We start from the raw sequence: 25,841 nt of genomic DNA on the forward strand, positions 1-25,841 counted from the left end.
GGACCTAGGTTTACCACAGAAGTCCCCCAAGGATCGCTTCAAGCAGCTTGGTGACGCTCATATTGGAGCGGGACAGCGTGGTTTCAGGGACTTCCGCTTTCAGATAGTTGTTGATGTGAAGGTTCTCCACCGTTAAGGTGTAATCCGGATCGATCTGAACCCATGCCAGCGGTGCTTTATATTGCATCTTGATCTCGAGGCGAGTATCTTCCCCGTTCCATTGCTTGCGTACGGTGTGACCATCGGTGAAGGTAAACAGCAGCGGAACCTTCGGGTGGGTTGCCCCTTTGCGGGTAAAGACTACGTTCGACTCGTAAATCCGGCCGCCTTCTTGGCTGATCGGAGTGATCTGAATTTTTTCCACTGCAAAATCCGCCATTTTCCCGTCATAGACGTATTGCTGAAAATACTCTTTCCAGCTGCGGCTGGTCACTTGCTCAACCACCCGTTGGAAGTCGGCGGTCGTTGGGTGCTTAAACCGGTACTTCTGGCTGTACGTGCTCAGAATCCGCTTCATCGTCTTGCTGCCGACCTGCCGCTCGATGTCAAGCAGGATTAACTTGCCTCGGTAGTACGCATTCTTGGCATAACCGTCCCCGGAGCCGTATTTCCAGGCGTTCTGGGTCAAGGAAGCCGGCGAGGTAATCATGGCGGACTGGATCGGCAAATTCGGGGTGATTCCGAACTCCTGCTCCATGAGCTTATCCTCTGCATAAGAGGCAAAAGCTTCATCCAGCCAAGCTTCCTCGAATTCATTGTTGGCGATCATCCCGTAGAAGAACTGATGGGCGATTTCATGGATGACCGTGCGCTCCAGATCGTCGTATCCGGGGGAATCGCTGACGGCTCCAAACGCGGTGACCAAGGTTGGATATTCCATACCTCCCGCACCGTTTGCGTTCGCCGGTGGAACCACAACGGACAGCGTGGAATACGGGTATCGTCCATACCACTTACTGTAGTTCGCCAGAGCTACCTTGGCGGCATAGAAGTAACGTTCCTTCAGATCCTTATGTGCAGGATCGAGATACAGCTTGATCCGCACGCCGGGAACTTCGGCAGAGGAGAACGGCTCTTCTACATAGATGAAGTTCGGCGAAGCCGCCCAAGCGAAATCGTGGACGTCGTCGGCGTAGAATTGCAAGGTTTTCCGTCCGTCCTTCAAGACCGCCTTTTTGGTCTGAAAACCGGTGGCTGCCATGGTGTACGTTTCGGGCACGTTGATCCTTACGCTATAAATCCCAAAGTCGGAGTAAAATTCCGAGTTTCCGTGATACTGATGGAGGTTCCAGCCTTCGGACGTCCGCCCCCGGGTACCCACCGGCTCGTACACGCTAATCTTAGGAAACCATTGCCCTGCCATGACGAAATCGTCGGCCACGCCCATGCGGGCAAAAATCTTAGGCAGCTTGACGGTAAATTTCATCCGCAGCGTCAGGCTTTCGCCGCCCTGGACCGGCACGGGCAGCCGCACCTTGGCTAAAGTTTTATCCTTCGTATTGCCGTCGTCAGGCTGAACGTACTGAATCCGATGCAGCAAGGAGATGCCGTCGGTCGTTTTCAGCTCGGTGATCTCCATGGATCCCCAGCCGTCTTTGGGCATGACGTCGTTCCGCAGTTTTCCGCCCGATTCCTTCATAAAAGTCGTATCCTCGGAAGCAAACGCGTTAGGATATAAGTGCAAGTACACCTCGTTGATCGTTTTCTTGCCGGGATGGGTCCAGGTCAGCGTCTCCGAGCCGGTTAACGTACCTTCCTGCTCGTTCAGCGTGACGTCGATGTGGTATTCGGCGACCCGATTGCTGAGCACTTCGGCGGTCGGTTGCTGAATGGTTTCAGTTTGCGGCGGTGCAGGGGTTTGTCCGGTTTTTTGGACCGCTTTAGGCCCCGCCTTGGCCGGTACGAACGAAGCCAGCGAATCCCCCCCTCCCCGCAGGGTCACCCAGGCGGCTCCGAGGGTGAGGCACAAGGCAAGGATGGAAATGCCGTAGACAATAGTACGTCGGGTCATACAATGGATACCTCCCGTTGACAAGCATCTACAGCATGTATATGTTTGCATTTGGAAGATTATTAGTTAAAATTGAGAGGTAGTTAAAAAGCCATTTTTTGAACTTGGATTGAAATGTAAGGATAACTATATAAGCCGCTTTTGTTTAATGGGAACGGAGGCGGCAGGCACGCAGGAATATGGAGGGAATTATGGATCAGACACCGAAATCGGGTAAAAAGATTTTTGCCCTCAACATTATCAGTAATGATGAGAAGAGCAAACATAAAGGCTTTGGCGCGGGTTCCATCGATTTGAACAGCATGTCCCCGGTCATCATCGACGGCGATGAGGTGTACATTGACATCGGAGCCATGCACGCCAAAAGCAAGGTGGAGAAAGGCATCAAATTTTCGACCAACCGTGAGGACGTTCCGAATGGCCGCCAGGTCTGGATCGTTTGGGTTGCGGTAGACCGCGGGCCGGAAGGCCAGTTCTACGGTGGAATGACGGCTTGCGAGATGTTGATTGATACTGAAGCGCGCCGAGGCTGGAAAATTCTTGCTGACCATGTCAACAAAATGGATTATGCGTTAAAACGCAGAGTGATTTTGGACGGGTTGAGCAAAGAGCAGAAGGCCGGGTTGAAGCAGCTGCTGATCGAGACCAACGCGGAATGGTGGGACCGCTCGCCGGAAGAGCTGAAGGCGGCATTGGACGCGTAAACTGAATAGACGAGGCAAAAGAGAAGCGCCCCTATCCGGTTGGATCCCGGAGGGGCGCTTTGATTTGCAAATGGATGCTAGCGATAGGGGATGACCTGAACCTTCGGCGAATCCGCTGTTTGCGGGTCCTTGCCCAGTAAAATCGTCAGTCCAAACAGCGTCACGAGGATGGTCGCCCCCATATCGGACATGACGGCCACCCACAGCGTGAGCCAGCCGGGGATCGTCAGCAGCAGGGCCATCAGCTTAAGCGCAAGGGAGAGGCCGATATTCCAGGCGACGATCCGGCCGGCCCGCCGGGCGATGCGGATGGCGCGGGGGAGATGGCCAAGATGATCCTGCATCAGCACGATGTCGGCGGTCTCTACGGCGCTGTCCGTGCCTTGGCCCATGGCGATCCCGAGGTCGGCTGCGGCCAAGGCCGGAGCGTCGTTGATCCCGTCGCCGACCATCGCCACCGTCCCGCGGCCGGCCAGCGCCTGGATGTGCGCGACCTTCTGCTCCGGCAGCAGGCCGGCATGCCATTCGCTGACACCGCTGCGGTCAGCGATCGCTTGGGCTGCCGCGGCGTGGTCGCCCGTCAGCATGACGGTGCGGGCGACTCCGGCGCGGTGCAAGGCGCGGACGACGTCCGGGGCTTCCGGACGGAGTTCATCAGCGAGGCCGAACAGGCCCAACACGCGCGTGGATTCCGCGGCGAGCACCACGGTGAGGCCCTCCGCCTTCAGGCGCGCGAGGTCTTCGGTAACGCGCGCCCGCTCCTCGCCGCCGAGGGAGAGCTGCGCGAGCAGCGCTTCGCTGCCGACGAAGCAGCGAACGCCATCGACCTCGGCGCTCACGCCAACGCCGGGCAAGGTCACGAGCCCGGCGGGCTGCGCCCAGCCGTTGCGGCGCTGGGAGCCATCGGCGCGAGCTCCGTGAGCGTTGCTGCATTGCCCGCTGCTCGATGTTTCGCAGCGGCAGGCCACGTCGCCGCGATCGTCACTGTTGCCGCCGGCGCGGGCGGCAACGTAGCGCACCACCGCAGCGGCCAGCGGGTGCAGGGAGCCGCGCTCCAGAGCGGCGGCTACCGAGTAAAACCGCTGCGGCACATACGCGATCTCGCGCTGCACCTCCGGTTGCCCCTTCGTCAGGGTGCCGGTCTTATCGAACGCGATCGCGTCCAACTTCCCGAGCTGCTCCAGATGCACGCCGCCCTTGACGAGCACGCCGAGCCGCGCACATCGGGTCATCCCGCTGACCAACGGGATCGGCGAGGATAGCACAAGGGCGCAAGGGCAGCCAACGATCAGGATGGCTAAGCCTTCATAGATCCATTTCATCCACGGCTGCCCGAACAGCAGCGGCGGAGCCAGCACCACAAGCGCCGCCAGAATCATGATGGCCGGCGTATACCACTTGGCGAACCGATCAATAAACAGTTCGGTTGGCGTCTTCTTATCCTGCGCCTCCTGCACAAGATGCATGATTTTGGCCAGGGATGAGTCTTCGTATGGTTTATCGATCCGGACTTGAAGCAGACCTTCGGAATTGATGCTGCCGCCGAATACCGGCATTCCGGGCTGTTTCGTGACCGGAATCGATTCGCCGGTAATGGCTGCTTCGTTGACGGCGCTCGTCCCTTCCAGGACCGTGCCGTCCGAAGGGATCTTTTCCCCGGCTCGGACGAGAACGATATCGTTTGCTTTCAGCCGCGCGATCGGGACGATCGATTCCCGTCCATCCTGAACAACGATCGCTTCCTTTGGAGCGGCATCCAGCAGCGCTGACAGCGAGCGGCGGGCGCGGCTCATGCCATAGCCCTCCAGCAGCTCGTTCAGACCAAACAATATCGCGACCAGCGTCGCCTCCTTCCATTCCCCGATGATCACCGCACCGGTTAAGGCTACGGTCATGAGCGTATCCATGTTGAATTTCAATCGGAGCAGGTTACGCAAACCGCGCAGGAACGTGGTGTACCCGCTGAGAACAATGGCAGCCAGGTAACATGCAATCTGTACGGCATTTGGCATGTCGAGCACAAACGTCCCCCCGTAGATCACGGCGGAAATCACCAGCAGCCATAGTCCCAGGCGGCTTTCATGTTCTTGCGGTTCACTGTTGTTTCCAGGTTCTGTGGCCTTCTGGGAGACTGCTTCCGAGGCAGCCGCAGCCGCCGTTCCGTCAGCGGAGCTGGGACCCGGTAAGACTAAGGTTGCTCCGTCCCTTTTCAAAATCCGCTCCACCTGCTTCAAATCCACAGCGGGATCGATGAGCAGGCGCCCGCTATTATATAGAAGAGAGGCATCCTTCCCGTGATCCAGGCGCTGGATTTCCTCCTGCATCTCCCTGGCACAATTCGCGCAGGACAACCCTTGAACACGATACTCTATGCGACGGTTCTCACCGGGCGTTTGATTTTTTTCCACAGTCGGATTCATTCGTTCATCCGCTCCTTCTGATGCTCCAGCGTCATGGCCACCAGCGTCTGAATATGATGGTCGCTTAACGAATAGTAGACGTTCTTGCCTTCTTTGCGCGATTTGGCGATATGGAGTGCCTTCAGCTGGCGCAGGTGATGGGAAGCCGTCGCCACGGAGACGTCGAGTAAATCGGCGATATCGCAGACGCATAGCTCCTGGTGCTGCAAATAATAAGCGATCTTCACCCGGTTCGGATCGGATAATGCCTTAAAAATCTGGACCATTCCGTTCACGTCCCGCTCCTCCAGACTATCCCGGAGCCCGTTCATGCGGGTGGTTTCGGTGCAGGTCTGCTCGCACACATCTGCGGTCTCTACCGAATCGGCCATGGATCGTCGACCTCCTTTATTCAAATCAACGTTTGAATGATATAGTTTAAGTATAAGCGATCTTATAGAATATTCAAAGATTCTTTTGAATGTTACGGCAACGAATTCAGGGGCTTTTCTGCCCCTATATGGTTCTTTTCGCGCCTCTTTACGGGATTATCCCTTTTGTTCAGAAGGGGATCGGGGAAGGAGAGCTTAGAAGGTAACCTTCTGAGGAGACCTTCTAAAGAGACCTTGTAATTGAGCGGAGTGATCGGACTTTAAAATAGGAACGAGTGCGGACCTATATCAATCGATCCCAAAGTGAGGAGGGCTGCATCGTGAGTGAGGCGGACTATATTAAGGCGATCGCTGACTTCATCGAAGCGAACATCCGGGCATCGCAAACAAGCAGCCAAACAGCTTCGTCTCTTCCTGATGCAACGGGATAATGGTCAAAAAGGATCGGACGGACGACCTAGGTGTCGGTAGCGATAGCGTCTCCTGACCAAACCTCGGCCTGCTTGTCGATGACCGACACATAGGGGTTGCCGTGAAAATAAAACCGCCACGGCTTCGCCGCATACTCCTCCGCATACGCGATGCCGATGCGTGGCGCCTGGACGATCGCCTCACCGGCTCCCGATCCCTCCGACATCGACCCGCCTTCGAGCCAAAGCGGTCCGCCGGGCTGATCGAGCGGCAAGCCGTTCAGCGCTTTGCTGATGTCCAGTGCGCGGCACAGCTTGCCGGGACCGCCCGATAGGTCCGCCGGCTTGCGGGCGGCCGTACCGCGATAGCGGCGCATCGCCGCTTCATCTGCCGGGGACAAGGGCTCGACGGCACGGATCAGCACGGCTTGCGGGTCACCCTCCGTGCCAGTTACGACGTTCAGGCAGTTATACATGCCGTAAATCAGATAGACGTAGGCCGTTCCGCCGGGGCCAAACATGATGTCCGTCCGCGCTGTACGTCGTCCTCCGTAGGCATGACTGCCTTTGTCATGAATGCCGCCGTAGCTTTCCGTCTCCACAATGCGGCAGCGAATGTCGCCTTCTTCCGTACGGCGGACAAGCGTCTGTCCGAGCAGACGGGGGGCGGCCTCAAGGGCCGTCAATCGATAAAAAGCCGGGGGCAACGGCGCCCCCGGTTTGATTAGTTTCAAGATAGGGTCCATCGATAAGGAAGTCTCCTTGAACATTTTTTAACTATGGATTGCTTCCTTATATCGTAAAAACTTTTTCATGCGTTGTCCAACTCCTGCCGCGCTAATCCATCCACCAGCGCTTCAGATCTTCCCACCAGGAGTGACTTTCTTTCTTCTGCTCCTCGGCTGGAGGCGGCACCGGCTCGGCTTCGCCTTCCCCGTGTGCAGTGCAGTACTCCGTTGGCTCCGTTCCCTCAATGAACACTTCCAGCTTCTTGTCCGGGCAATCCTTCGTGGCGAGCAGACCCGTTTCCGGATCGATGTATACGCTGACCACCCCGTCAGGGATTGGGAAGATCTTCGGAGGTACTTTTTCCAACGCTTTCTCCGTGTATTTGGCGAAGATCGGCGCGGCTTTGCGCGACTCCGTGGTGCCAAGCGTCTTGCCCTTGTCATAGCCGACCCAAACGGCCGTCGACAGCTCCGGCGTAAAGCCGACGAGCCAGGCGTCCGTGCTGGTCGTCCCGGTTTTGCCGGCGACCGGCCGTTTGATTTCGTTGGAGACGCGGTTGCCCGTACCTCCGGTTTCAAACACGCTCTCCATCAAATGCGTCAGCACGTAGGCGGCGGAAGCCTCCACGACCTGCTCGCTTTTGGCCGGTTTGGCCTCGTATAACACGCGCCCGCTGGCATCGGTAATCTTCAGCACCGCCACCGGTTTGACGCTGCGGCCCTGGTTGCTGATCACCGCAAACGCCGTGGCCATTTCGAACGGGCTGACCGGCGACGTGCCCAGTGCAAGAGAAGGAACGGCTTGCAGCGGGCTGGTGATGCCCATTTTCCGCCCCATTTCGATGACCTGCTCGGCCCCCACCGTCAAAATCGTATTGACCGCATAGATATTGTCTGAAGCTGCAATCGCTTGCCGCATATCGATTTCGCCCAGATATTTGTCGCCGAAATTTTTCGGACTGTACGTTTTGCGGTTGTCGTCATAATGGAACAGTGTCGGTTGACTGCTAAATTTACTGGCACTGGTCATTTTTCTCGAAGAGAGTGCTGTGAGATACATAATGGGCTTAAAGCTGGAGCCGGGCTGCCGCGTTGTGGCGAAGACATGGTTGTATTGACTTTTCTTGTAATTGACGCCGCCAACCATCGCTTTGATGTAGCCGTTGCGTGGATCGATGGAGATGAGAGCGGCCTCCAGATCCGGCGAGTTTGCCAGCTCCGAAGCCACCGCCGCTTCCGCTGCCTGCTGGGCATCCGGATCCAGCGTCGTGTAGATGTTCAGCCCGCCATGCTCAAGCAGCGTCTCGTCGAAGCCAAGCTCGCCGACCACCACATTGCGAATATAATCGCGGAAATAAGGAGCTTTATCGGTGGGACTTGGCTGCTTCGGCGATTGGAAGTTCAGGATGGCTTCATAAGCCTCATCGGCTTCCTGCTGTGTGATCCCACCCGTGGCGACCATCGCCGACAGCACGGTACGCTGGCGATCCTTGGCGTTCTTCATATGATTAAACGGCGAATAATAGGTGGGGCCTTTCGGGACCCCGGCTAACATCGCGCTTTCGGCCAGGCTCAGATCCTTAGCTGGTTTTCCGAAATACATCTGGGCCGCGGCTTCAATTCCATACGCGCCGTGTCCGTAATAAATTTCGTTGAGGTACATGCGCAAAATGTCGTCTTTGGAGTATTTCATCTCCAACTGAGCGGTGTACATCGCTTCCTTGATTTTCCGTGACCAGGTCCGTTCATGCGATAGATACAAATTCCGCGCCAGTTGCTGGGTTAAGGTGCTCGCTCCTTGGACAGTGCCCATTTCCTTGAGATTCACCAGGGCTGCCCGGGCCATCCCTTTCAAATCAAAGCCAAAATGGTTGTAAAACTGCCGGTCTTCGGTCGCTAGCGTCGCTTTGATCAGCCAAGGTGAGATGTCTTGCAGATCCACGCTTTCCCGGTTCTTCCCGCCATCGGAAAACACCGCGATCGTCTCTCCCCGGCTGTTGATTAGCTGCGAGTTCCGGTCCGATCCGGCGAGGGGCAGCTCGGCTTGGGACAAGTAGAGGAGCAGGATGCCGACAGCGCATAGGCCAAGTAAACCCGTGCCGACCATCAGCTTGAACAGCAGAAGCCACGGACAGCGAGGTTTACGTTTATGATGATGTCGATCACTGCGAACGAGTTTCTGCACGAGGGGACTCTCCTTTCCGATCCTATAGCAAATCCGTGCTGCGAACGTCTAAAGTTTAGTATGGGAAAGTTTGGGAGAGATCATTCACGCCAGAAGCCGTGCCTGCGCTGTTATTTCGGGAGATGTGTTATTATTTTTTCGTTTGGTACAATATAGGAAATGATGTTTGAGCTGACATGCGCGAATCATGATCATAGGAAAGAAGGTTGATAGCATGGAATTATGGTTTACGGAGAAGCAAACCCCGGTTTTTGGGATCACGGCAAAAATACGCGAAACGCTGGTTACGGAAAAAACGGAGTATCAGGACTTGGCGATGTTAGATACGGAGGAATTTGGCCGGATGCTCGTCTTGGACGGCATGGTTATGACAACCATCAAGGATGAATTCGTATATCACGAAATGATGGCGCATCCGGCGTTGTTCACCCATCCGAATCCGAAGCGGGTGCTCGTCGTTGGCGGCGGGGACGGCGGGGTCATTCGCGAGGTGATCAAGCATCCTGAAGTGGAGCAGGCCGTGTTGGTCGAGATTGACGGCAAGGTCATTGAATATTCCAAGAAATATTTGCCGGAAATTGCCGGGGGGCTGGACAATCCGCGGGTGGACGTACAGGTCGCTGACGGCTACATGCATATTATTGAAAGCAAAAATCAATACGACGTCATCATGGTCGATTCTACCGAACCGGTGGGGCCGGCGGCGCCTTTGTTCGAGCGTGGATTTTATCAAGGCATCTATGAAGCGTTAAAAGACGATGGCATCTTCGTAGCCCAGACCGATAACCCTTGGTTCAAAGCGGATTTGATCCAAAAGGTGAACAAAGACGTCAAAGAGATATTCCCGATCGTTCGCGTATACGGCGCCAACATTCCGACATACCCAAGCGGGCTGTGGACGTTCACGATGGGCAGCAAGGTTTATGATCCATTGCAGGTGGACGAGACGAAGATCCCCGAGCTGGACACCAAATATTATACGCCGCGCCTCCACAAGGCCGCATTTGTGCTTCCTAAATTCATTGAAGACCTTGTAAAGTAAAATACGTCGTTCGGACTATAAATGGCCTGTTTAAAGTGTGATAGTATGATTTATATCACTACTTTCACATGGGACAAGGCGGGATTCTTATCAGAAGGAATAACCCGGCCCGAAGCATGCTTGCGGGCCTGACGATGATTATTGTGGTTATGGTGGCGGGCTGGCTCTTTTACGGTCGCCCTGATGCACCTTCCGGCGGTTCAACGGAAACGCCGGTGCAAGCTCCGACGGCGGTTACAGGAGAAGCTTCAGACGTTGCGAACAACGACATTGCCGCTGATTCGCCGTATTTGTTGGACCATCTTCCCTTTAAGGAAGAGGAGGTCCTCGCGATTACTGCCGGGGGAAACGGCAAGAACGCCCGTATTCCTGCGGAACGGCAATTCGTCTTGTTGGAATCGCTGCGTTATACAGATATGAAGAGTGCGCTTGCGGGTCCGATGCCGGCGGCTTCCCGGAAGCCGATTGTTCTGCAGTTTAAGCTGGCGGACACGCACTATGAGCTGACCTATGATTTAACCAGCAATGCTTTTGAGTATCAAGGGAAATATTACTACGCTGACGACCGGGTGCTGCTGTTGATGCAAGGGCTGTTCCGCGAGCGGGAGGAGTTGGCTTCGTTGGACGCACTGCTGGAGCAAGCAAGGGTTGAGCAAGAGAAGGAAACCTCGGTTGATCCGGATGCGGCTCCTGCCGCTCCGCTGGACGGGGAGGCCGCGCAGGTCGATGGGCTCGACTTCGACGGCTGGGAGCAGCGATTGGCCGAGTCTCCGCCTGAGGAGATCGTTTGGGCCAAGCCTTTCTATGACGACGGCACTGGCCAGGTGAAAGAAGCCCGTTTATTTAAGGACGGGGTGTTGGAGTTGAATCGGATGATCGTTTTTACCCGGCCGGATCACCAGTGCGCGGCCGGCGTGAAGACGGGGATCAGCACGGATGACGTTACGAAGAAGCTAGGGACGAAGGCGCTGAAGCTGGAGAGCCGCTGGAGCTATAAAGTCGGGGATTATTTCCGGTTTCATGTATATTTTATGGATGGCAAAGTTAAATACCTCGCATTAAGTCAACCTTTGTAGGCCACATCAGGCCTTGACGGGAGAGAAGGAGCCGCTGCAGCAACGGCTCCTTTTTTTGCCTAAAGGGGGCGTTGTACCGCATATGTATTGAATTGCCGGGGCGAACTGGCTATAGTAGTACAGTAAGGATCGATGTCGGAAGGAGTTTTGACCTATGCCGGAGACCAAGCCGGTAAGCCTTGTGCTGACGAGCCGACAGGGAACGGAAGAAACGGTGCAGCACCTGCGGGGAGATATTATCCGCCGGAGCGACACCTTATACATCCGCTATGAAGAACCAGATCCGGGGCCGGATGGTGCCAAGACGCGCACGATGATTAAACTATCTGGCAACGAGCTGAAAATCATACGCCACGGAGGCGTAGAGGCCGAGCAAACCTTCCGCAGCGGCAGCCGGATACCAGGGTTTTACCGCTCGCCCTTTACCCGGTTTAACCTGTCTACCGACACCGTAAAGCTGGAATCCCGATGGGACGGGGCGGTTGGTCAGGTGATCTGGGAATACGATTTATACGTGTTTGAGGAACTATCAGGACGTTTTGAACTCAGTCTATATATACAGGAGGACGTTTAAATGCCACACAATCCGTTGGAACAAATGAACCAGGCACTGAAGGAAGCGATCCTGGATGCGATCGTATCCGCTGGTCTGGCGCAGCGGGAGGAAATTCCGGCGATCGTCTTAGAAGTGCCGAAGGATAAGGCGCACGGTGATTTCGCGACCAATGCGGCGATGCAGCTGTCGCGGATCGCGAAGAAGAATCCGCGCCAAATCGCGGAAGAGATTCTCGGGCAGCTGGACTATGGGAAGGCTGGGATTGAGAAGGCGGAGGTTGCTGGTCCCGGGTTTATCAATTTTACGTTAAGCAAGAGTTATTTGTATCCGATTCTGCTGCAGGTATACCGCGAGGGTGAGAACTACGGCCGCACGACATTAGGGAATGGAAAAAAAGTGCAGGTCGAATTCGTCAGCGCCAACCCGACTGGCAGTTTGCACCTCGGACATGCCCGCGGCGCGGCGGTAGGCGATGCGTTGTGCAACGTGCTGGATTTCGCCGGTTATGACGTAACGCGCGAATACTATATCAATGACGCTGGGAACCAGATCGTCAATCTGATCAAATCCATTGAGGCCCGCTACCGCCAGGAGCTTGGACAAGACGTAGAGATGCCGGAAGACGGATACCATGGCGAAGACATCAAAGGGTTCGCCAAAGAGCTCGTCGCCGAACAGGGGGACAAGCTGCTGGGGATGCCGGAAGAAGAACGGACGGCGTTCCTGCGCAAATTCGGACTGGAGAAGGAGCTGTCCAAAATTCAGCGCGACCTGGAACGCTTCCGGGTTCGCTTCGACGTTTGGTTTAGCGAAACGTCCCTGTATCAGGATGGCCAAGTAGAAGCATCGCTGTCCGAGCTGCGCGAAAAGGGGCAGACGTATGAGCAAGACGGAGCAACCTGGTTGAAGACGACGGCTTACGGAGATGACAAGGACCGCGTATTGGTGAAAAATGACGGGACCTATACTTATTTGACGCCGGACATCGCTTACCACCGCAATAAATATGACCGCGGCTTTGACCGGATCATCAATATCTGGGGAGCTGACCACCACGGCTATATTCCTCGGGTGAAGGCAGCAATGCAGGCGATCGGTAAAGATCCGGAGAAGCTGACCGTATTGATTGCACAAATGGTCAGCCTGTTCCAAGACGGCGAGAAGGTGAAAATGTCCAAACGGACCGGTAAAGCGGTCACTATGGTGGATTTGATGGATGAGGTTGGGGTAGACCCGATTCGTTACTTCTTCACGATGCGCAGCATGGATTCGCATCTGGATTTCGATATGGACCTGGCGATTTCCACCTCGAACGAAAACCCGGTTTACTACGTGCAATATGCACATGCCCGGATTTGCAGCATCTTCCGCCAGGCGGAGGAGCAAGGCATCCAGATTCCGGCGGCAGAGAATGTAAATCTCAGCAAGCTGACGGCTGAGCATGAATACGATCTGCTGCGGAAGCTCGGCGAGCTGCCGGAAGAAATTAACGTGGCCGCTGAGAACTATGCGCCGCACCGACTGGTCCGCTATGTCTATGAACTGGCGGCGCTGTTCCACAGCTATTACCGGGCGGAGCGCGTAATTACAGAAGACGCAGAACAAGCGGCGGCACGGCTGGTGCTGCTCGGCGGGGTGCGCACGGTACTTGCCAACGTGCTTCGTTTGATCGGCGTGTCCGCGCCAGAAAAGATGTAATTAACGGAAGCTGTTGCGCGAGTTATATCTAGTTGGGAGGCTCTTTGCATGATTATCCCGCTTAATCAGACGCTAATGCTCTTTGAATCCTCCATGATTCCGATGGATCAGATGAAGGCTTGATGCGGATATCAACCGTAGACGACTGACCAAAAGGGATAATCGTGCAAAAGGTGCTCCAAAGAGACCTATACCGCTTATAAAAAGATTCAGTGTGCCTGCTTCGTGTTGAACTGCTGTATCCCAGCACAGCACGGAGCAGGCACATTGCGATTAGATAAGTCCGCAAAGGCAGCAGGCGGCGGGCGTTAGCTTCTGCTGCGCCCCGATTTGGTGCGCAGCAGGCGTACCGCGCTCAGTTCGCCGGCGCCGCCGCCTTTGGCCCTGGCCGCTGTGCTGGACAGCCGTTTGGCGGTACGGCGTAGGCGGCGCTTGACCTCGCTCGGCTTCATGTCCGGCTTCATAGCCAGCAGCAAGGCCACGGCGCCGCTGACGTGGGAAGTCGCCATGGAGGTGCCGCTCATTTCGCGGTAACCGCCGCCCAGCCAGGCTGAGCTGATTTTTTCGCCGGGGGCGTAAATATCGATATTGGGACCGTAGTTGCTGAAGGAGGCGATTTTGCCATCCTTGCCGGTCGCGCCTACAGAGATCGTTTGCGGGTAGCGGGCCGGGTAATCGCAGCCGCGGCCCTTTTTGTCGTTCCCCGAGGACGCGACAACGACGATGCCTGCGTTATAGGCTTTGCGGATAATATTTTGCAGTGAGGCACTGTTGCTCTTCATGCCAAAGCTCATATTTACGATGTGCATCCGGTTGCGTACGCACCAGTCGATGCCCAAAATGATGTCAGAAACGAAGGCGGAGCCATTATGATCAAACGCCTTCACCGGAAAAATCAAAGAACGCGGGGCCACGCCCATCATCCCTTGAGATCCGCCGGAGGCCGCGATGGTTCCGGCGATATGCGTGCCGTGTCCGTTATCGTCGTATGGTAAGCTGATCCGATTCAAGAGATTAATCCCCCGGGCCAAAGAATGGCGAAGATCCGGATGGTTGAAATCGGCTCCCGTATCAATCACGCCGATACGGACCCTGTAGCCTGTGGACACGGACCAGGTTTCCGGGGCGCCGATTCGCCGTACCCCCCAAGGGATTGAAGGAGTTTGCCCCTTGTTGGCCGGGGCTGGGCTATGGACGCTGACGAGGCTGTCTTCTTCGACCCACAGGCCGAAGCGGGAGCGGGCCACTTCCCCGCGTAAACCGAGGGGACAGATCAGCGCCTGCAGCAGCGAGGATGTGCGGATGTGCCGCAACGCGGGATGCTGGCGCTTGTGCTTAAGCAATTGGCGGACGCATTCGGCGAATTCGGCCGGGTGCGCAAAGCGGATAATGATGCGACCGCTTTTTCCGGAGGCGTCGACATGATCGTTCAAAAACCTGAGGAATCCGGAGTAGTCCATGTATGAGTAGCCCCTCCTACGCATCGTGTTGCAGTATAGTATGACGTTCCTTTTTTCATTGAATGGGGAAGCGGCCCTGTTTTGATGGAAATGGGCCCGGATTGCTGCTTTTCGCGCGAATCCGGCGTGTCAAAGTGCAAATCTGGACATAGGATGAAGGGAAGGCCTTGCGGCTTTCGCCAACCCAAGAGAGGGCAAGGCCTTCTTTTGGGGAAGGATACAGTCAAGGAGCGGGGGACTAGGGGTTCTCCGCTCCTTCCCTTTTTCCGGCGGGGCTTTGGTGTGTTTTTAAAACTTGCAATTTGGTGCCAAATAGGTTTTACTATTGTGTGATATGGATATGTTAGTGAAAGAAACCGGCTCTAACGATAAGGTTTCATCATTGCTTTATAGTGAACTTTTGCGTGAGAGGAAGTGTCCGTAACGTGAGTACCCCGCTGAATTTGAAAATCGACCCGGAGAAAATCCAGGAAATTCCTATGGTCGACTTGGCCTTTATGATCTTGAAGGCGGCAAATACGCCGTATTACTACCGTGACTTGATGAATGAGGTCGCCAAGCTTCGCGGCATGACCGAGGAGCAAATTAACGAGGCGATTGCGCAGCTTTATACGGAGATCAACATTGATGGTCGGTTTGCCTGCGTTGGCACCAACCTGTGGGGCCTGAAACGCTGGTATCCGATCGAGCGGTCGGAGGATCCGGTTGGCAACTCCAAGCGTCCGCGCATCATTAACGATGATGACGACGATCTGGAAGACGACGATTTTGTGGAAGAGGACGATACATACGTATCCGAAGACGAAGAGGATTACGATGTGCTCGACGGGGATTCCGAAGACGAGTTGTTCCCGGATGATGACGATGACGACGTGGAAGATGTTGATGACGATGAGTTGCTTCCTGACGAAGAACTTGAAGACGAGGACGACCTTGTCGAAGAGGACGAAGATCTGGACACCGATGCGGATTTCGACGACAGCGACGAGGATTAATCGGCCTCGGGGCAGGGGCCTCGCGATTTCCTTATAAAGGACGGCAAAGGCCGTCCTTTTTCATGCCTTATTTTGTTCATAGATGCGCTCCGCCTTGACTTGACACGGACTAGGGTAACGGGTAAACTATTGCATGGGCTTATGATTCAAACCTATATAAAATGTGAATTTATTAAAAAGTGCCCCGACCAATTCGGGTGTCACTTTTTATTTTTTTATGCCTTTTTGGCTATGTTTTACCGGATAATAGGTTACGCTAATGATCTAAGTTACCTGAATTTCTGGGATCCGATTGGTTTGTGAACACGTACTACTTTAGGAGGTTTTTGGCTGTGGCAAAATACATTTTCGTGACAGGCGGGGTCGTATCCTCACTGGGGAAGGGCATTACGGCGGCTTCGCTGGGAAGGCTGTTGAAGAACAGGGGATTAAAGGTAACGATCCAGAAATTCGATCCTTATATTAACGTCGATCCGGGCACGATGAGCCCGTATCAGCACGGGGAAGTGTTCGTCACGGACGATGGCGCCGAGACCGACTTGGATCTGGGCCATTATGAACGTTTTATCGATATCAATCTTTCTAAGAACAGCAATGTGACGACAGGGAAAATCTATTCCTCCGTTATCGGCAAAGAACGCCGGGGCGAGTATCTGGGCGGTACGGTTCAGGTCATCCCGCACATTACGAACGAAATTAAAGAGCGTGTCTTCCGCGCCGGGCGGGAAGCGGGATCTGACGTTGTAATCACCGAGATCGGGGGAACCGTCGGTGACATCGAGAGCTTGCCGTTCCTGGAAGCGATTCGTCAAATCAAAAGCGACATCGGACGCGAGAACGTGATGTATATTCACGTGACGCTCATTCCATATATCAAAGCGGCTGGCGAAGTTAAAACCAAGCCAACGCAACACAGCGTCAAGGAGCTGCGCAGCATCGGGATTCAGCCGAACGTGATCGTCTGCCGTACGGAGCATGAGCTGTCGGACGATATCAAAGCGAAAATCGCACAGTTCTGCGATGTAGATCCAAGCGCGGTAGTGGAGTGCCGGGATGCCAACACGCTGTACGAAGTACCGCTGAACCTGCGCGATGAAGGGCTGGACGAAATCGTCGTTAACCATCTGAAGTTGACGACGCCGGCTCCGGATATGCGCGAGTGGGAAGGCCTCGTTGACCGGATCAACAAGCTGGAGAAGACGGTGGAAATCGCCATCGTCGGGAAATATGTAGCGCTGCATGACGCCTATCTCAGTGTGGTGGAGTCGTTGTCTCACGCTGGTTTTGATGCGAATGCGGATGTGAAGATTCGCTGGGTAAATGCAGAAGAAGTAACGGACGAGAACGTGGATGAGCTGCTGCAAGGCGTCGGCGGGATTCTTGTCCCGGGCGGTTTCGGCGATCGCGGCATCGAAGGCAAAATTACGACGATCAAATATGCCCGTGAGAAACGGATTCCGTTCTTCGGTATCTGCTTGGGGATGCAGGTCGCAGTGATCGAATACGCTCGTTCGCTTGCCGGACTTCAAGGCGCGAACAGCTCGGAGATCAACCCTGCCACCGAGTATCCGGTGATCGACCTGCTGCCGGAGCAGAAGGATATCGAGGATCTGGGCGGTACGATGAGACTTGGGTTGTACCCTTGTAAGCTGGCACCAGGATCGCTTGCGATGCAATGTTATAACGACGAATTGATCTACGAGCGCCATCGCCACCGGTATGAGTTCAACAATGCGTACCGTGAGACGTTGGAGCGCGTTGGCCTGCGCATTTCCGGGACATCACCGGACGGACGCCTGGTGGAAATCGTCGAGCTTCCGGATCATCCTTGGTTCCTGGCGGTGCAGTTCCATCCGGAATTTACCTCCCGTCCGAACCGTCCGCAGCCGTTGTTCCGCGAGTTCGTGAAAGCTTCGATCGCACACTTGTCCTAAGCAAATTGACCGCAAGTCCCAATTTCAAGCCACCTGTAATTTTGGGTTAACTGATTTTTTAAGGCTCTTTTTTCCAGTGGAGAAGGGTTTTGCAAATCGGGAGCGAAGTATTTACTTATGACCAGGATTACATGGTGGACTTGTGGGAGGGCTTTTCGGTGGAAGAGAAGAAAGTGTTAATCGTCGACGATCAGAACGGTATCCGCATTTTATTGATGGAAGTGTTTAGCAGCGAAGGGTATAAAACGTTTCAGGCAGCCAACGGTAAGATGGCATTGGAAATCGTCCGCAGCGACTCGCCGGATTTAGTGCTTCTCGACATGAAAATCCCGGGCATGGACGGTTTGGAAATCCTTAAGCATATCAAGGAGGTCAATCCAGAGATCAAGGTCATCATGATGACCGCTTACGGCGAGCTCGACATGATCAAGGAAGCGACGGACCTTGGGGCTCTGATGCATTTTACGAAACCCTTTGACATTGATGAAATGCGCGCAGCAGTTAACTTGCAGCTTAAAAGCGGAAATGTACTTTAAATCAAAAGATATTCTGAATAATAAACCTCCTGAGGATTACGGTGTGCTTTCCACGCGGATCTTGGGGGGTTCTTTTTTATTTTCAGGTACGGAAAGCACACAACTGTCATGGATGTAAAGCTAACGGGAGGGACTAAAGTGAACAAATATATTAAATTGGGGTCAACCATATTACTCGGGTTATTATTCTTAGGTGCAGCCGCTTTGTTCAGTAATAAAGATGGATCGGTGAGCGCCCAGAGCCAAGTAATTGAGGCGGCTGATAAATCAATTTCTGGAAAAGTCGAATATATTAAAGTTTCAACTTCAGCAGAAGATTATACGGTTCATGTTCGTGATAAAATTAAATTGGTGGAAGTAAGTGAAACATATCTTAATGGACAGCTTCAAAATAAAAATATTGTTTCTGAAGGTGGAAAAAGAGTTACTTCTATTGGGAGAGATCATGAAACAGGTAAACTCGTGGGAACCACATGGTTACTGCCCAAAAATATTGCTGCGGAAAATGAACGGATTCTAAAAATTTCATTGTTAGAAAAACAAAAGGAAGAACTGAAGTTGAAAAAATGGAATATGACACAAACTTTGAAGGAAGATGGGAGATCTTTGCAACAGGTAACATCGGAACAGACCGATCAAAAAGAGATTGTTTATATCGATGAGCTAACAGGATTGCCTGTAAAAAGAGAAATTTATCTTAAGGACGCTCAGGGGGAATGGAAGAAAGATACCGAGAAAATAGAGGAATATAAGTATTTTGAGTCATTACCGTTTCAGTTTTTAAGCATAGAGAATGTTGAGATAAAAGAACGCCCTGCCCCAATTAAAGAAGATAAAATATTTGCAGGGTAACTCTATAACGGAAAAATTTGGGCCTTAATTCACGGTTCTCTACGAATTAAGGTCTTTTTGTGTATGGGGAAATTGAACAAAACATCCTTTATTAAAGATATTTTTTAAATCGATAACGGAAATACTTTTTATATCCATTCTTCCCATTAGAATTAGTATCAAATTTACAGTTGCGGGTTTTGCGGTGAAGGTATTTTCGTAAGTACAACACAAGGCGTTCACAAATGAAAGGAAAGCATGAATAGTATTTTTGCAAGGTTGTGGTATAATAAAAAAGTGTGTGAATGTCGGCTAAAAAGATAATATCCCACATCCTTAGGAGGATTGAAACCCATGCCATTAGTATCGATGACTGACATGTTGAACAAGGCCCTTGCCGGCAAATATGCCGTAGGCCAGTACAACATCAATAACCTGGAATGGACACAAGCCATTCTGGCTGCAGCAGAAGAAGAGAAATCCCCGGTCATTCTGGGTGTTTCCGAAGGCGCTGCCCGTCACATGGGCGGTTTCTACACCGTTGTTAAAATGGTGGAAGGCTTGCTGCATGACATGAAAATCACTGTACCTGTTGCGATTCACCTCGACCATGGTTCGAGCTTTGATAAATGTAAAGAAGCGATTGACGCTGGCTTTACTTCCGTTATGATCGACGGCTCCCATCATCCAATTGATGAGAACATTGCCATGACGAAGAAAGTTGTTGAATACGCACATGCCAAAGGCGTTTCCGTTGAAGCTGAAGTAGGTACTGTCGGCGGTCAAGAAGATGACGTTGTTGGCGGTATTCAATACGCTAAACTGGACGAGTGCGTCCGTATCGTTAACGAAACTGGCATCGATACGCTGGCTCCTGCGTTGGGTTCCGTTCATGGTCCTTACAAAGGTGAACCAAACCTTGGCTTTAAAGAAATGGAAGAAATCCGCGATGCTGTTAAAATTCCGCTCGTTCTTCACGGTGGGACAGGCATTCCGACGCATGATATTGCTAAAGCGATCTCGCTCGGTACTTCCAAAATTAACGTAAATACGGAGAACCAAATTGCGTTCACGAAGGCCGTTCGCGAAGTATTGGCTGCGAAACCTGATGTATACGATCCTCGTAAATACATCGTTCCTGGCCGTGACGCGATCAAAGCCACGGTTGTTGGAAAAATCCGTGAATTCGGCTCCAACAACAAAGCTTAAGGATCAACATCAAGCGTTTGCGCCGTACTCCCGTCTTAGGTGGGTTGCGGCGCAAGCTTTAGGACGGACAAGGGATTGGACCGTTCAGCTGAATAAGGTGACTTGGAGAGCACACCGCCTAGACGGTGTCTTTCCATTTCTGTCGCTAAAAATCATGGGCTTGTGTACCGACGCAAATACGTAGGGGGATCCTGGACTTATGGAGAAATTAATGATTCGTGGCGGACGTCCGCTGCGCGGAAGCGTTTCGATCAGCGGCGCCAAAAACAGCGCGATAGCGTTGATTCCAGCTGCGATCTTGGCAGAATCCGAGGTGGTTCTGGATAACTTGCCGATTTTAAGTGACGTGGCGGTATACTCGGAGATTTTGGAGGAGCTGGGTGCCCGCGTCTTGTGGGAAGGCAATCAAATGCGTATCGATCCCACCCATATTCGTTCCATTCCGATGCCCAACGGGCCGGTAAAGAAGCTGCGGGCTTCCTATTATATGATGGGGGCCTTGTTAGGACGTTTCAAAGAAGCGACCATCGGCTTGCCGGGGGGATGTAACTTTGAACCTCGTCCAATTGATCAGCATATCAAAGGGTTTGAAGCTTTAGGGGCGACCGTGACGAATGAACACGGCGCGATTCACTTGCATGCGAAGGAGCTGCGCGGGGCGAAGGTATACCTGGATGTCAGCAGCGTTGGAGCAACAATTAACATTATGCTGGCGGCCACGAGAGCCAAAGGCGCTACAATTATCGAAAATGCGGCGAAAGAGCCTGAAATTATAGATGTGGCCACTTTGTTAAACTCCATGGGAGCAGTAATTAAAGGGGCCGGTACGGAGACGATCCGAATTGAAGGCGTTACGGAACTGAAAGGCTGCCGCCATTCTATCATTCCCGATCGGATTCAAGCTGGAACTTACATGATTGCTGCTGCGGCAACCCGGGGCGATGTCTTGATCGACGGCGTGATTCCTAAACATTTAGAGGCGTTGACCGCCAAGCTGCTGGAAATGGGCGCTCATGTGGAAGAGATGGACGAAAGCATTCGGGTGATCGGACAACCAGAATACCATCATGTTGATGTCAAGGCATTAGTCTACCCTGGGTTTCCGACAGATATTCAGTCGCCGATGACCAGTCTGCTGACGCAGGCGAAAGGAGTCAGCGTGCTGAGCGATTTTGTCTACAGCAATCGGTTTAAGCACGTGCCGGAGCTGGTTCGGATGGGCGCGAAAATCCGCGTCGAAGGCCGTTCTGCCATTATCGAAGGCGGACCGCTGAATGCGGCGAAGGTGAAGGCGGCTGATTTGCGTGCCGGGGCTGCGCTGGTCGTAGCTGGACTCACGGTGCCGGAGGGCACGACAGAAGTCTTTGGCGTGGAGTTGATTGACCGGGGGTATGACCATCTGGTGCCGAACTTACGTGCATTGGGTGCAGATGTTTGGCGGGAGATGGAAGAATAACTTTCCGTTTTCGCGCATAAGTTGCCAAGGATAGGGCATAATAGGCGAATAAGTCTATCATTACGCGATACTTCATAGTTTTCAATAAAATTGAATAGGTGGTTATTTTAATATGGATCTTCAAATCGCCGATCTGGAAGGGATGAAGCTTACCGAGCTGTACAAGCTGGCGAAGCAATATCAGATCCCTTATTACGGCCAATTAAAGAAGAAAGAATTGATTTTTGCTATTTTAAGGGCACAGGCTGAACAAAGCGGTCTGATGTTTATGGAAGGCGTGCTCGAGATTTTGCCGGAAGGGTACGGTTTCCTCAGACCGATCAATTATCTGCCCAGCACGGAGGATATTTACATTTCCGCATCGCAAATCCGCAAATTTGATCTGCGCACCGGGGATCTGGTCTCCGGGAAGTGCCGTACACCGAAGGAAAATGAGAGGTATTTCGGCCTCCTGCAAGTCAACGCCGTCAACGGCGAGAACCCGGCCATTGCGGCGGAACGTCTGCATTTTCCAGCGCTGACTCCACTCTATCCGCAGACCAAATTGGTGCTCGAAACTTCCCCAAATCATTTATCCACCCGCATTATGGATTTGCTTGCCCCGGTCGGACTCGGCCAACGTGGTTTGATCGTGGCGCCGCCTAAAGCAGGGAAGACTTTGCTGCTGAAGGAAATCGCCAACAGCATCTCCACCAACAATCCCGACATTGAGTTATTCGTATTGTTGATCGACGAACGTCCGGAAGAGGTTACCGATATGCAGCGTTCGGTCAAAGGCGAAGTGATCGCTTCTACGTTTGACGAGCTGCCGGAGAACCATATCAAGGTGGCGGAGCTTGTGCTGCAGCGCGCTTTACGGCTAGTGGAGCACAAGAAGGACGTTGTGATTTTGCTTGATAGCATTACGCGTCTTGCCCGTGCCTATAACTTGGTGGTTCCGCCGTCGGGACGTACGCTCAGCGGGGGGATCGATCCGGCTGCGTTCCATCGTCCGAAGCGGTTCTTCGGCTCGGCCCGGAATGTGGAAGAGGGCGGCAGCTTGACGATTTTGGCAACGGCATTGGTGGATACCGGTTCGCGGATGGACGATATTATTTATGAGGAATTTAAGGGTACGGGGAACATGGAGCTGCACCTGGATCGGAAATTGGCGGAACGCCGGATCTTCCCGGCTATCGACATTCGCCGCTCCGGCACGCGGCGTGAGGAAGTGCTCCTGAGCAAAGAAGAGCTGGATACGATCTGGTCGATCCGGAAGAATATGACCGACTCTTACGACTTTGTGGAAGGCTTCCTCAAAAAGCTGCGCGAGTGCAAGACCAACGCCGAATTCCTGGCTTCTTTTGATGTTTCCGGGAACAACCCTTCGGGTGGCGGCAACGGCGGGGCGCGTCGTCCGGTACGGTCGGGCTCTACCTCCTCACGGTCGAGTTCGGCTTCTACGGGCGCTGGCACCGCGCAAAATACTACGGTTTAAAGAGATCTCTCGGGGGGCTTGCTTGGCTTCCAACGATGAATACAAAGAGGAGAACAACATGTACTTAGTGTATGCAGATGAACAAGGACAGGTCTATGATCATCCGTCGCTGTACGGCTTAGCCCGCAGTGCGGACATGATCGTGGAGATTATGGAGGATGAGCTGATTCCGCTTCCTGAAGGGGCGACATTGGTGGGCTTGCCGTCCACCCGGCCGATCGGGATGGACCCGGAAACCGGCGAAATGAAGCCGCTCCCCGGGAATGTCCAGGCGGTCGGCGCTCTGCTTCCGCAAGGCTATACCCGTCTTTGTTTGCCGGGGTATGTGAAGACGGACAAGAATTATAAACTGCCTTTGTTCGGGTATTCTGCGGTGGTTTGGAAGGACGGTCAGTTTTACGTGACAGCGCGCCTGTCGGACGATCCCGAGAAGTGGAATCCGCTGAATTGTGATCCTCTTGAGCTCAAAAATCAAGTGAAAGCCTACACCTCCCGTTATCCGGAGAATCGGCTGTACGAACATTTATCGAATTGCGCGTTAGGTTATGAATGCCTAACCGCCTCCAATACGTTTTTGAACCGCTGGGAAGGGGCCGTCCCCGTCTCCTATTCCTGTAATGCGGGATGCTTCGGCTGTATTTCCGAGCAACCGGATGACAGCGGATTTGTTTCGCCGCAGACGCGGATGAACTTTCGCCCGCGTGTCGAAGAACTGGTGGAAGTGATGCTAGAGCATCTGAAGACTCCGGAGTCGATTATCAGCTTCGGCCAGGGCTGTGAAGGGGAACCGTCCACGCAGGCTAAGCTGATCATTGAGGCGATTCGCGAGGTGCGGCGCCAGACGGACATGGGGTATATCAATATCAATACCAACGCGGGGCTTACCGATCATATCCGCGGGATCGTGGATGCCGGCTTGGATCTAATGCGGGTCAGCACGATCAGCGCGTTGGACGATCACTACAACGCCTACTACAAACCGCGCGGCTATACGCTCGCGAATGTGGAGAAATCGTTGAAGTATGCAGCGGATCAAGGGGTCTATACCTCGATCAACTATTTGATTTTCCCTGGAGTTACGGACCGGGAGGAAGAAATCGAAGCGATGATTGATTTCGCCCGCCGCACCAATCTGAAACTGATTCAGCTGCGCAACCTGAACATCGACCCCGAAAGCTACCTGGAATTGATTCCGACGGCCAAAGGGGAGATTCTTGGGATGAAGCAGGCGATTGAGATTTTTCAGGAGGAGCTGCCGGACGTGGTCATCGGATCGTATACGCATGTGCCGCCGGCGGAATTGGCCCGTGTCAAAGTGGGCGGATAAAACAGGCAATTGCGTGAACGAGGGGCCCGTGCTATAATGCGATTATGTGTCATTATAACTCTGGGCACGACTGAGGCTCAGGGCGGAAAGAGGTGAAAGAAGATGAAAGAAGCAATTCAACCGAAATATTACGTGACTACTGTAACTTGCGCTTGCGGTAACACGTTTGAGACGGGTTCCGTGAAACAAGACCTGCGCGTTGAAATTTGCTCCAACTGCCATCCATTCTTCACCGGGAAGCAGAAATTCCTGGATGCTGGTGGACGTGTGGATAGATTCAAAAAGAAATACGGTATCTAAGATACCCTTGCACAAGCGAAATGACGAAGAACGTCTCTGCCAATCTGATGATTGGCGGGGGCGTTTTTTTCTTTTTCGGCGGTAATGAATGGGCCCATTAAGGGGAGGTGTACAGAACATATGGACTTCGATCAGGCGCATCGGTTGTGGTTGGACACGCATCGTAAACGCCGTTCGGGTGAACGGAAAGACCGATTGGAACGGGGACATGGGCATGGAGAGCAGCTGTTTTTGCGCAATGTATGGTGGCCTTTGCGGGGGAATTTGGACAACCTGCATCCGGAATACGAAATCGTCGATTGGCGGGGGCGGCCGTATTTTGCAGATTTTGCTTGGCTAACGGGGGCCGTGAAGCTCATTATTGAGGTGAAAGGCTTTGGACCGCATGTTCGCGATATGGATCGTACGATGTATAGCCGGGAGTTGAACCGGGAGGTTTTTCTGCAAGCGTTGGGGTATCGGGTTGTTTCCCTGTCCTATGACGATGTGGAACGGCAGCCGGAAGTTTGCATCATGCTACTTCGCATGCTATTAAGCAGATTTGAGTCGTCCCGGCAGACGGACAAGCTTCCCAGGCTGGCTTTGAAATCAGCGTTGCTGCAAGCAGTTCAGTTAGGCAGACCCATTCGCCCGAAGGATGTAGAGAGGCAGCTTGGCGTAAATCATCGGACCGCGGTGCGGTATTTACAGCAGTTGTGCCAGATGGGCTGGCTACAGGCGCGTTCCAGCGGTGAGTCGGGCCGGGTTCGGATGTATGAGGTGATACGACGGGATTGGGATGCGTTTGATTGGTGAGTGGATAATATGGGCTTGGTCGCCTAACGGCTAACACAAAATTAAGCTTATGCTGCCACCCCTCGATACCCCGTCGCTAAGTGTAAAAGTGCAGTTGATTTGAGCGAACATGGAGTGATTTGCTTGGTGGAATGTAAAAGCGCAGTTCGAAAGGGCGGAAAAGGCGGAATTCAGCCACAATAGGCGGAAATGGACTACACTTTTGCAGTTAAAACGGCAAAATGATACTAAATTGGCGAAATGAACTGCACTTTTGCATTTCAGAGGGTCGCTGTTGCGATCAGGGGTCGGGGGACGGGAGGCGGTGTACAAATCAGCCG

21 protein-coding genes are annotated in these 25,841 nt (G+C 53.3%); 15 read left to right on the plus strand and 6 right to left on the minus strand.

What is annotated here, in order from left to right; genetic code table 11:
* Positions 1–10 precede the first annotated feature (10 nt).
* Positions 11–2,011, minus strand: coding sequence for a M1 family metallopeptidase (locus NSQ80_RS00590; RefSeq protein ID WP_339300901.1), 2,001 nt, complete (start codon positions 2,009–2,011; stop codon positions 11–13).
* A gap of 191 nt (positions 2,012–2,202) precedes the next feature.
* Here NSQ80_RS00590 and NSQ80_RS00595 point away from each other — a divergent pair, with 191 nt between their 5' ends.
* Entirely contained in the window at positions 2,203–2,715 is a 513-nt protein-coding gene (locus NSQ80_RS00595; protein ID WP_009226807.1) for a YwhD family protein, read from the plus strand.
* A 77-nt stretch (positions 2,716–2,792) separates the two neighbouring features.
* Here the strand turns inward: NSQ80_RS00595 and NSQ80_RS00600 are convergent, their stop codons facing one another.
* The 4 genes from NSQ80_RS00600 to NSQ80_RS00615 form a co-directional block, all read right to left on the minus strand.
* On the minus strand, positions 2,793–5,135 hold the full coding sequence (locus NSQ80_RS00600; RefSeq protein ID WP_339300904.1) for a heavy metal translocating P-type ATPase: 2,343 nt from the start codon (positions 5,133–5,135) through the stop codon (positions 2,793–2,795).
* Positions 5,132–5,506: a metalloregulator ArsR/SmtB family transcription factor gene (locus tag NSQ80_RS00605; protein WP_009226810.1), complete on the minus strand. Its 375-nt coding sequence runs from the start codon at positions 5,504–5,506 to the stop codon at positions 5,132–5,134. Before NSQ80_RS00605 ends, NSQ80_RS00600 begins: the two co-directional genes overlap by 4 nt.
* A gap of 457 nt (positions 5,507–5,963) precedes the next feature.
* Positions 5,964–6,662: a DNA-3-methyladenine glycosylase gene (locus NSQ80_RS00610; RefSeq protein ID WP_009226811.1), complete on the minus strand. Its 699-nt coding sequence runs from the start codon at positions 6,660–6,662 to the stop codon at positions 5,964–5,966.
* Positions 6,663–6,753: 91 nt separating this feature from the next.
* Positions 6,754–8,751 carry a PBP1A family penicillin-binding protein gene (locus NSQ80_RS00615; protein ID WP_083791536.1) on the minus strand — a complete coding sequence of 666 codons (1,998 nt, stop codon included), beginning with the start codon at positions 8,749–8,751 and terminating at the stop codon, positions 6,754–6,756.
* 292 nt (positions 8,752–9,043) lie between these two features.
* Between NSQ80_RS00615 and speE the strand changes: the two genes are divergently transcribed.
* The 4 genes from speE to argS all read left to right on the plus strand — a co-directional run bounded on the left by speE (position 9,044) and on the right by argS (position 13,201).
* Positions 9,044–9,871, plus strand: a complete 828-nt coding sequence (speE, locus tag NSQ80_RS00620; protein ID WP_323078469.1) for a polyamine aminopropyltransferase — start codon at positions 9,044–9,046, stop codon at positions 9,869–9,871.
* A 134-nt stretch (positions 9,872–10,005) separates the two neighbouring features.
* Entirely contained in the window at positions 10,006–10,947 is a 942-nt protein-coding gene (locus NSQ80_RS00625) for a hypothetical protein (RefSeq protein WP_157273538.1), read from the plus strand.
* A gap of 154 nt (positions 10,948–11,101) precedes the next feature.
* Positions 11,102–11,521 carry a DUF1934 domain-containing protein gene (locus tag NSQ80_RS00630; RefSeq protein WP_009226815.1) on the plus strand — a complete coding sequence of 140 codons (420 nt, stop codon included), beginning with the start codon at positions 11,102–11,104 and terminating at the stop codon, positions 11,519–11,521.
* Complete coding sequence (gene argS, locus NSQ80_RS00635) at positions 11,522–13,201, plus strand: arginine--tRNA ligase (RefSeq protein WP_323078472.1); 1,680 nt, start codon at positions 11,522–11,524, stop codon at positions 13,199–13,201.
* A 308-nt stretch (positions 13,202–13,509) separates the two neighbouring features.
* Here the strand turns inward: argS and NSQ80_RS00640 are convergent, their stop codons facing one another.
* On the minus strand, positions 13,510–14,661 hold the full coding sequence (locus NSQ80_RS00640) for a S8 family peptidase (protein ID WP_339300909.1): 1,152 nt from the start codon (positions 14,659–14,661) through the stop codon (positions 13,510–13,512).
* 425 nt (positions 14,662–15,086) lie between these two features.
* Here NSQ80_RS00640 and rpoE point away from each other — a divergent pair, with 425 nt between their 5' ends.
* From rpoE to NSQ80_RS00690, 10 genes are all read left to right on the plus strand, one after another.
* The gene (gene rpoE, locus NSQ80_RS00645; protein WP_323078475.1) at positions 15,087–15,656 is read left to right on the plus strand and encodes a DNA-directed RNA polymerase subunit delta; all 570 of its coding nucleotides are present in this window, start codon (positions 15,087–15,089) and stop codon (positions 15,654–15,656) included.
* Between the two features lie 332 nt (positions 15,657–15,988).
* Positions 15,989–17,590 carry a CTP synthase gene (locus NSQ80_RS00650; protein ID WP_009226819.1) on the plus strand — a complete coding sequence of 534 codons (1,602 nt, stop codon included), beginning with the start codon at positions 15,989–15,991 and terminating at the stop codon, positions 17,588–17,590.
* A gap of 158 nt (positions 17,591–17,748) precedes the next feature.
* Positions 17,749–18,126, plus strand: coding sequence for a response regulator (locus tag NSQ80_RS00655; RefSeq protein ID WP_028539100.1), 378 nt, complete (start codon positions 17,749–17,751; stop codon positions 18,124–18,126).
* Positions 18,127–18,264: 138 nt separating this feature from the next.
* On the plus strand, positions 18,265–18,978 hold the full coding sequence (locus tag NSQ80_RS00660) for a hypothetical protein (RefSeq protein WP_036646520.1): 714 nt from the start codon (positions 18,265–18,267) through the stop codon (positions 18,976–18,978).
* Between the two features lie 333 nt (positions 18,979–19,311).
* Positions 19,312–20,166 carry a class II fructose-1,6-bisphosphate aldolase gene (gene fba / locus NSQ80_RS00665; protein WP_009226822.1) on the plus strand — a complete coding sequence of 285 codons (855 nt, stop codon included), beginning with the start codon at positions 19,312–19,314 and terminating at the stop codon, positions 20,164–20,166.
* A gap of 199 nt (positions 20,167–20,365) precedes the next feature.
* Positions 20,366–21,622 carry a UDP-N-acetylglucosamine 1-carboxyvinyltransferase gene (locus NSQ80_RS00670; RefSeq protein ID WP_009226823.1) on the plus strand — a complete coding sequence of 419 codons (1,257 nt, stop codon included), beginning with the start codon at positions 20,366–20,368 and terminating at the stop codon, positions 21,620–21,622.
* A 112-nt stretch (positions 21,623–21,734) separates the two neighbouring features.
* Positions 21,735–23,099 (plus strand): transcription termination factor Rho, encoded by a 1,365-nt coding sequence (gene rho / locus NSQ80_RS00675; RefSeq protein WP_009226824.1) that lies wholly within the window; start codon positions 21,735–21,737, stop codon positions 23,097–23,099.
* A 58-nt stretch (positions 23,100–23,157) separates the two neighbouring features.
* On the plus strand, positions 23,158–24,426 hold the full coding sequence (locus tag NSQ80_RS00680) for a radical SAM protein (protein WP_036646527.1): 1,269 nt from the start codon (positions 23,158–23,160) through the stop codon (positions 24,424–24,426).
* 102 nt (positions 24,427–24,528) lie between these two features.
* Positions 24,529–24,726, plus strand: coding sequence for a 50S ribosomal protein L31 (gene rpmE / locus NSQ80_RS00685; RefSeq protein WP_009226826.1), 198 nt, complete (start codon positions 24,529–24,531; stop codon positions 24,724–24,726).
* A 120-nt stretch (positions 24,727–24,846) separates the two neighbouring features.
* Positions 24,847–25,521, plus strand: coding sequence for a hypothetical protein (locus NSQ80_RS00690; protein WP_009226827.1), 675 nt, complete (start codon positions 24,847–24,849; stop codon positions 25,519–25,521).
* The last annotated feature ends 320 nt before the right edge of the window (positions 25,522–25,841 follow it).

This window comes from Paenibacillus sp. FSL K6-2441, assembly GCF_037964765.1.
In the GTDB taxonomy this organism is placed as follows: Bacteria; Bacillota; Bacilli; order Paenibacillales; family Paenibacillaceae; genus Fontibacillus; species Fontibacillus phoenicis.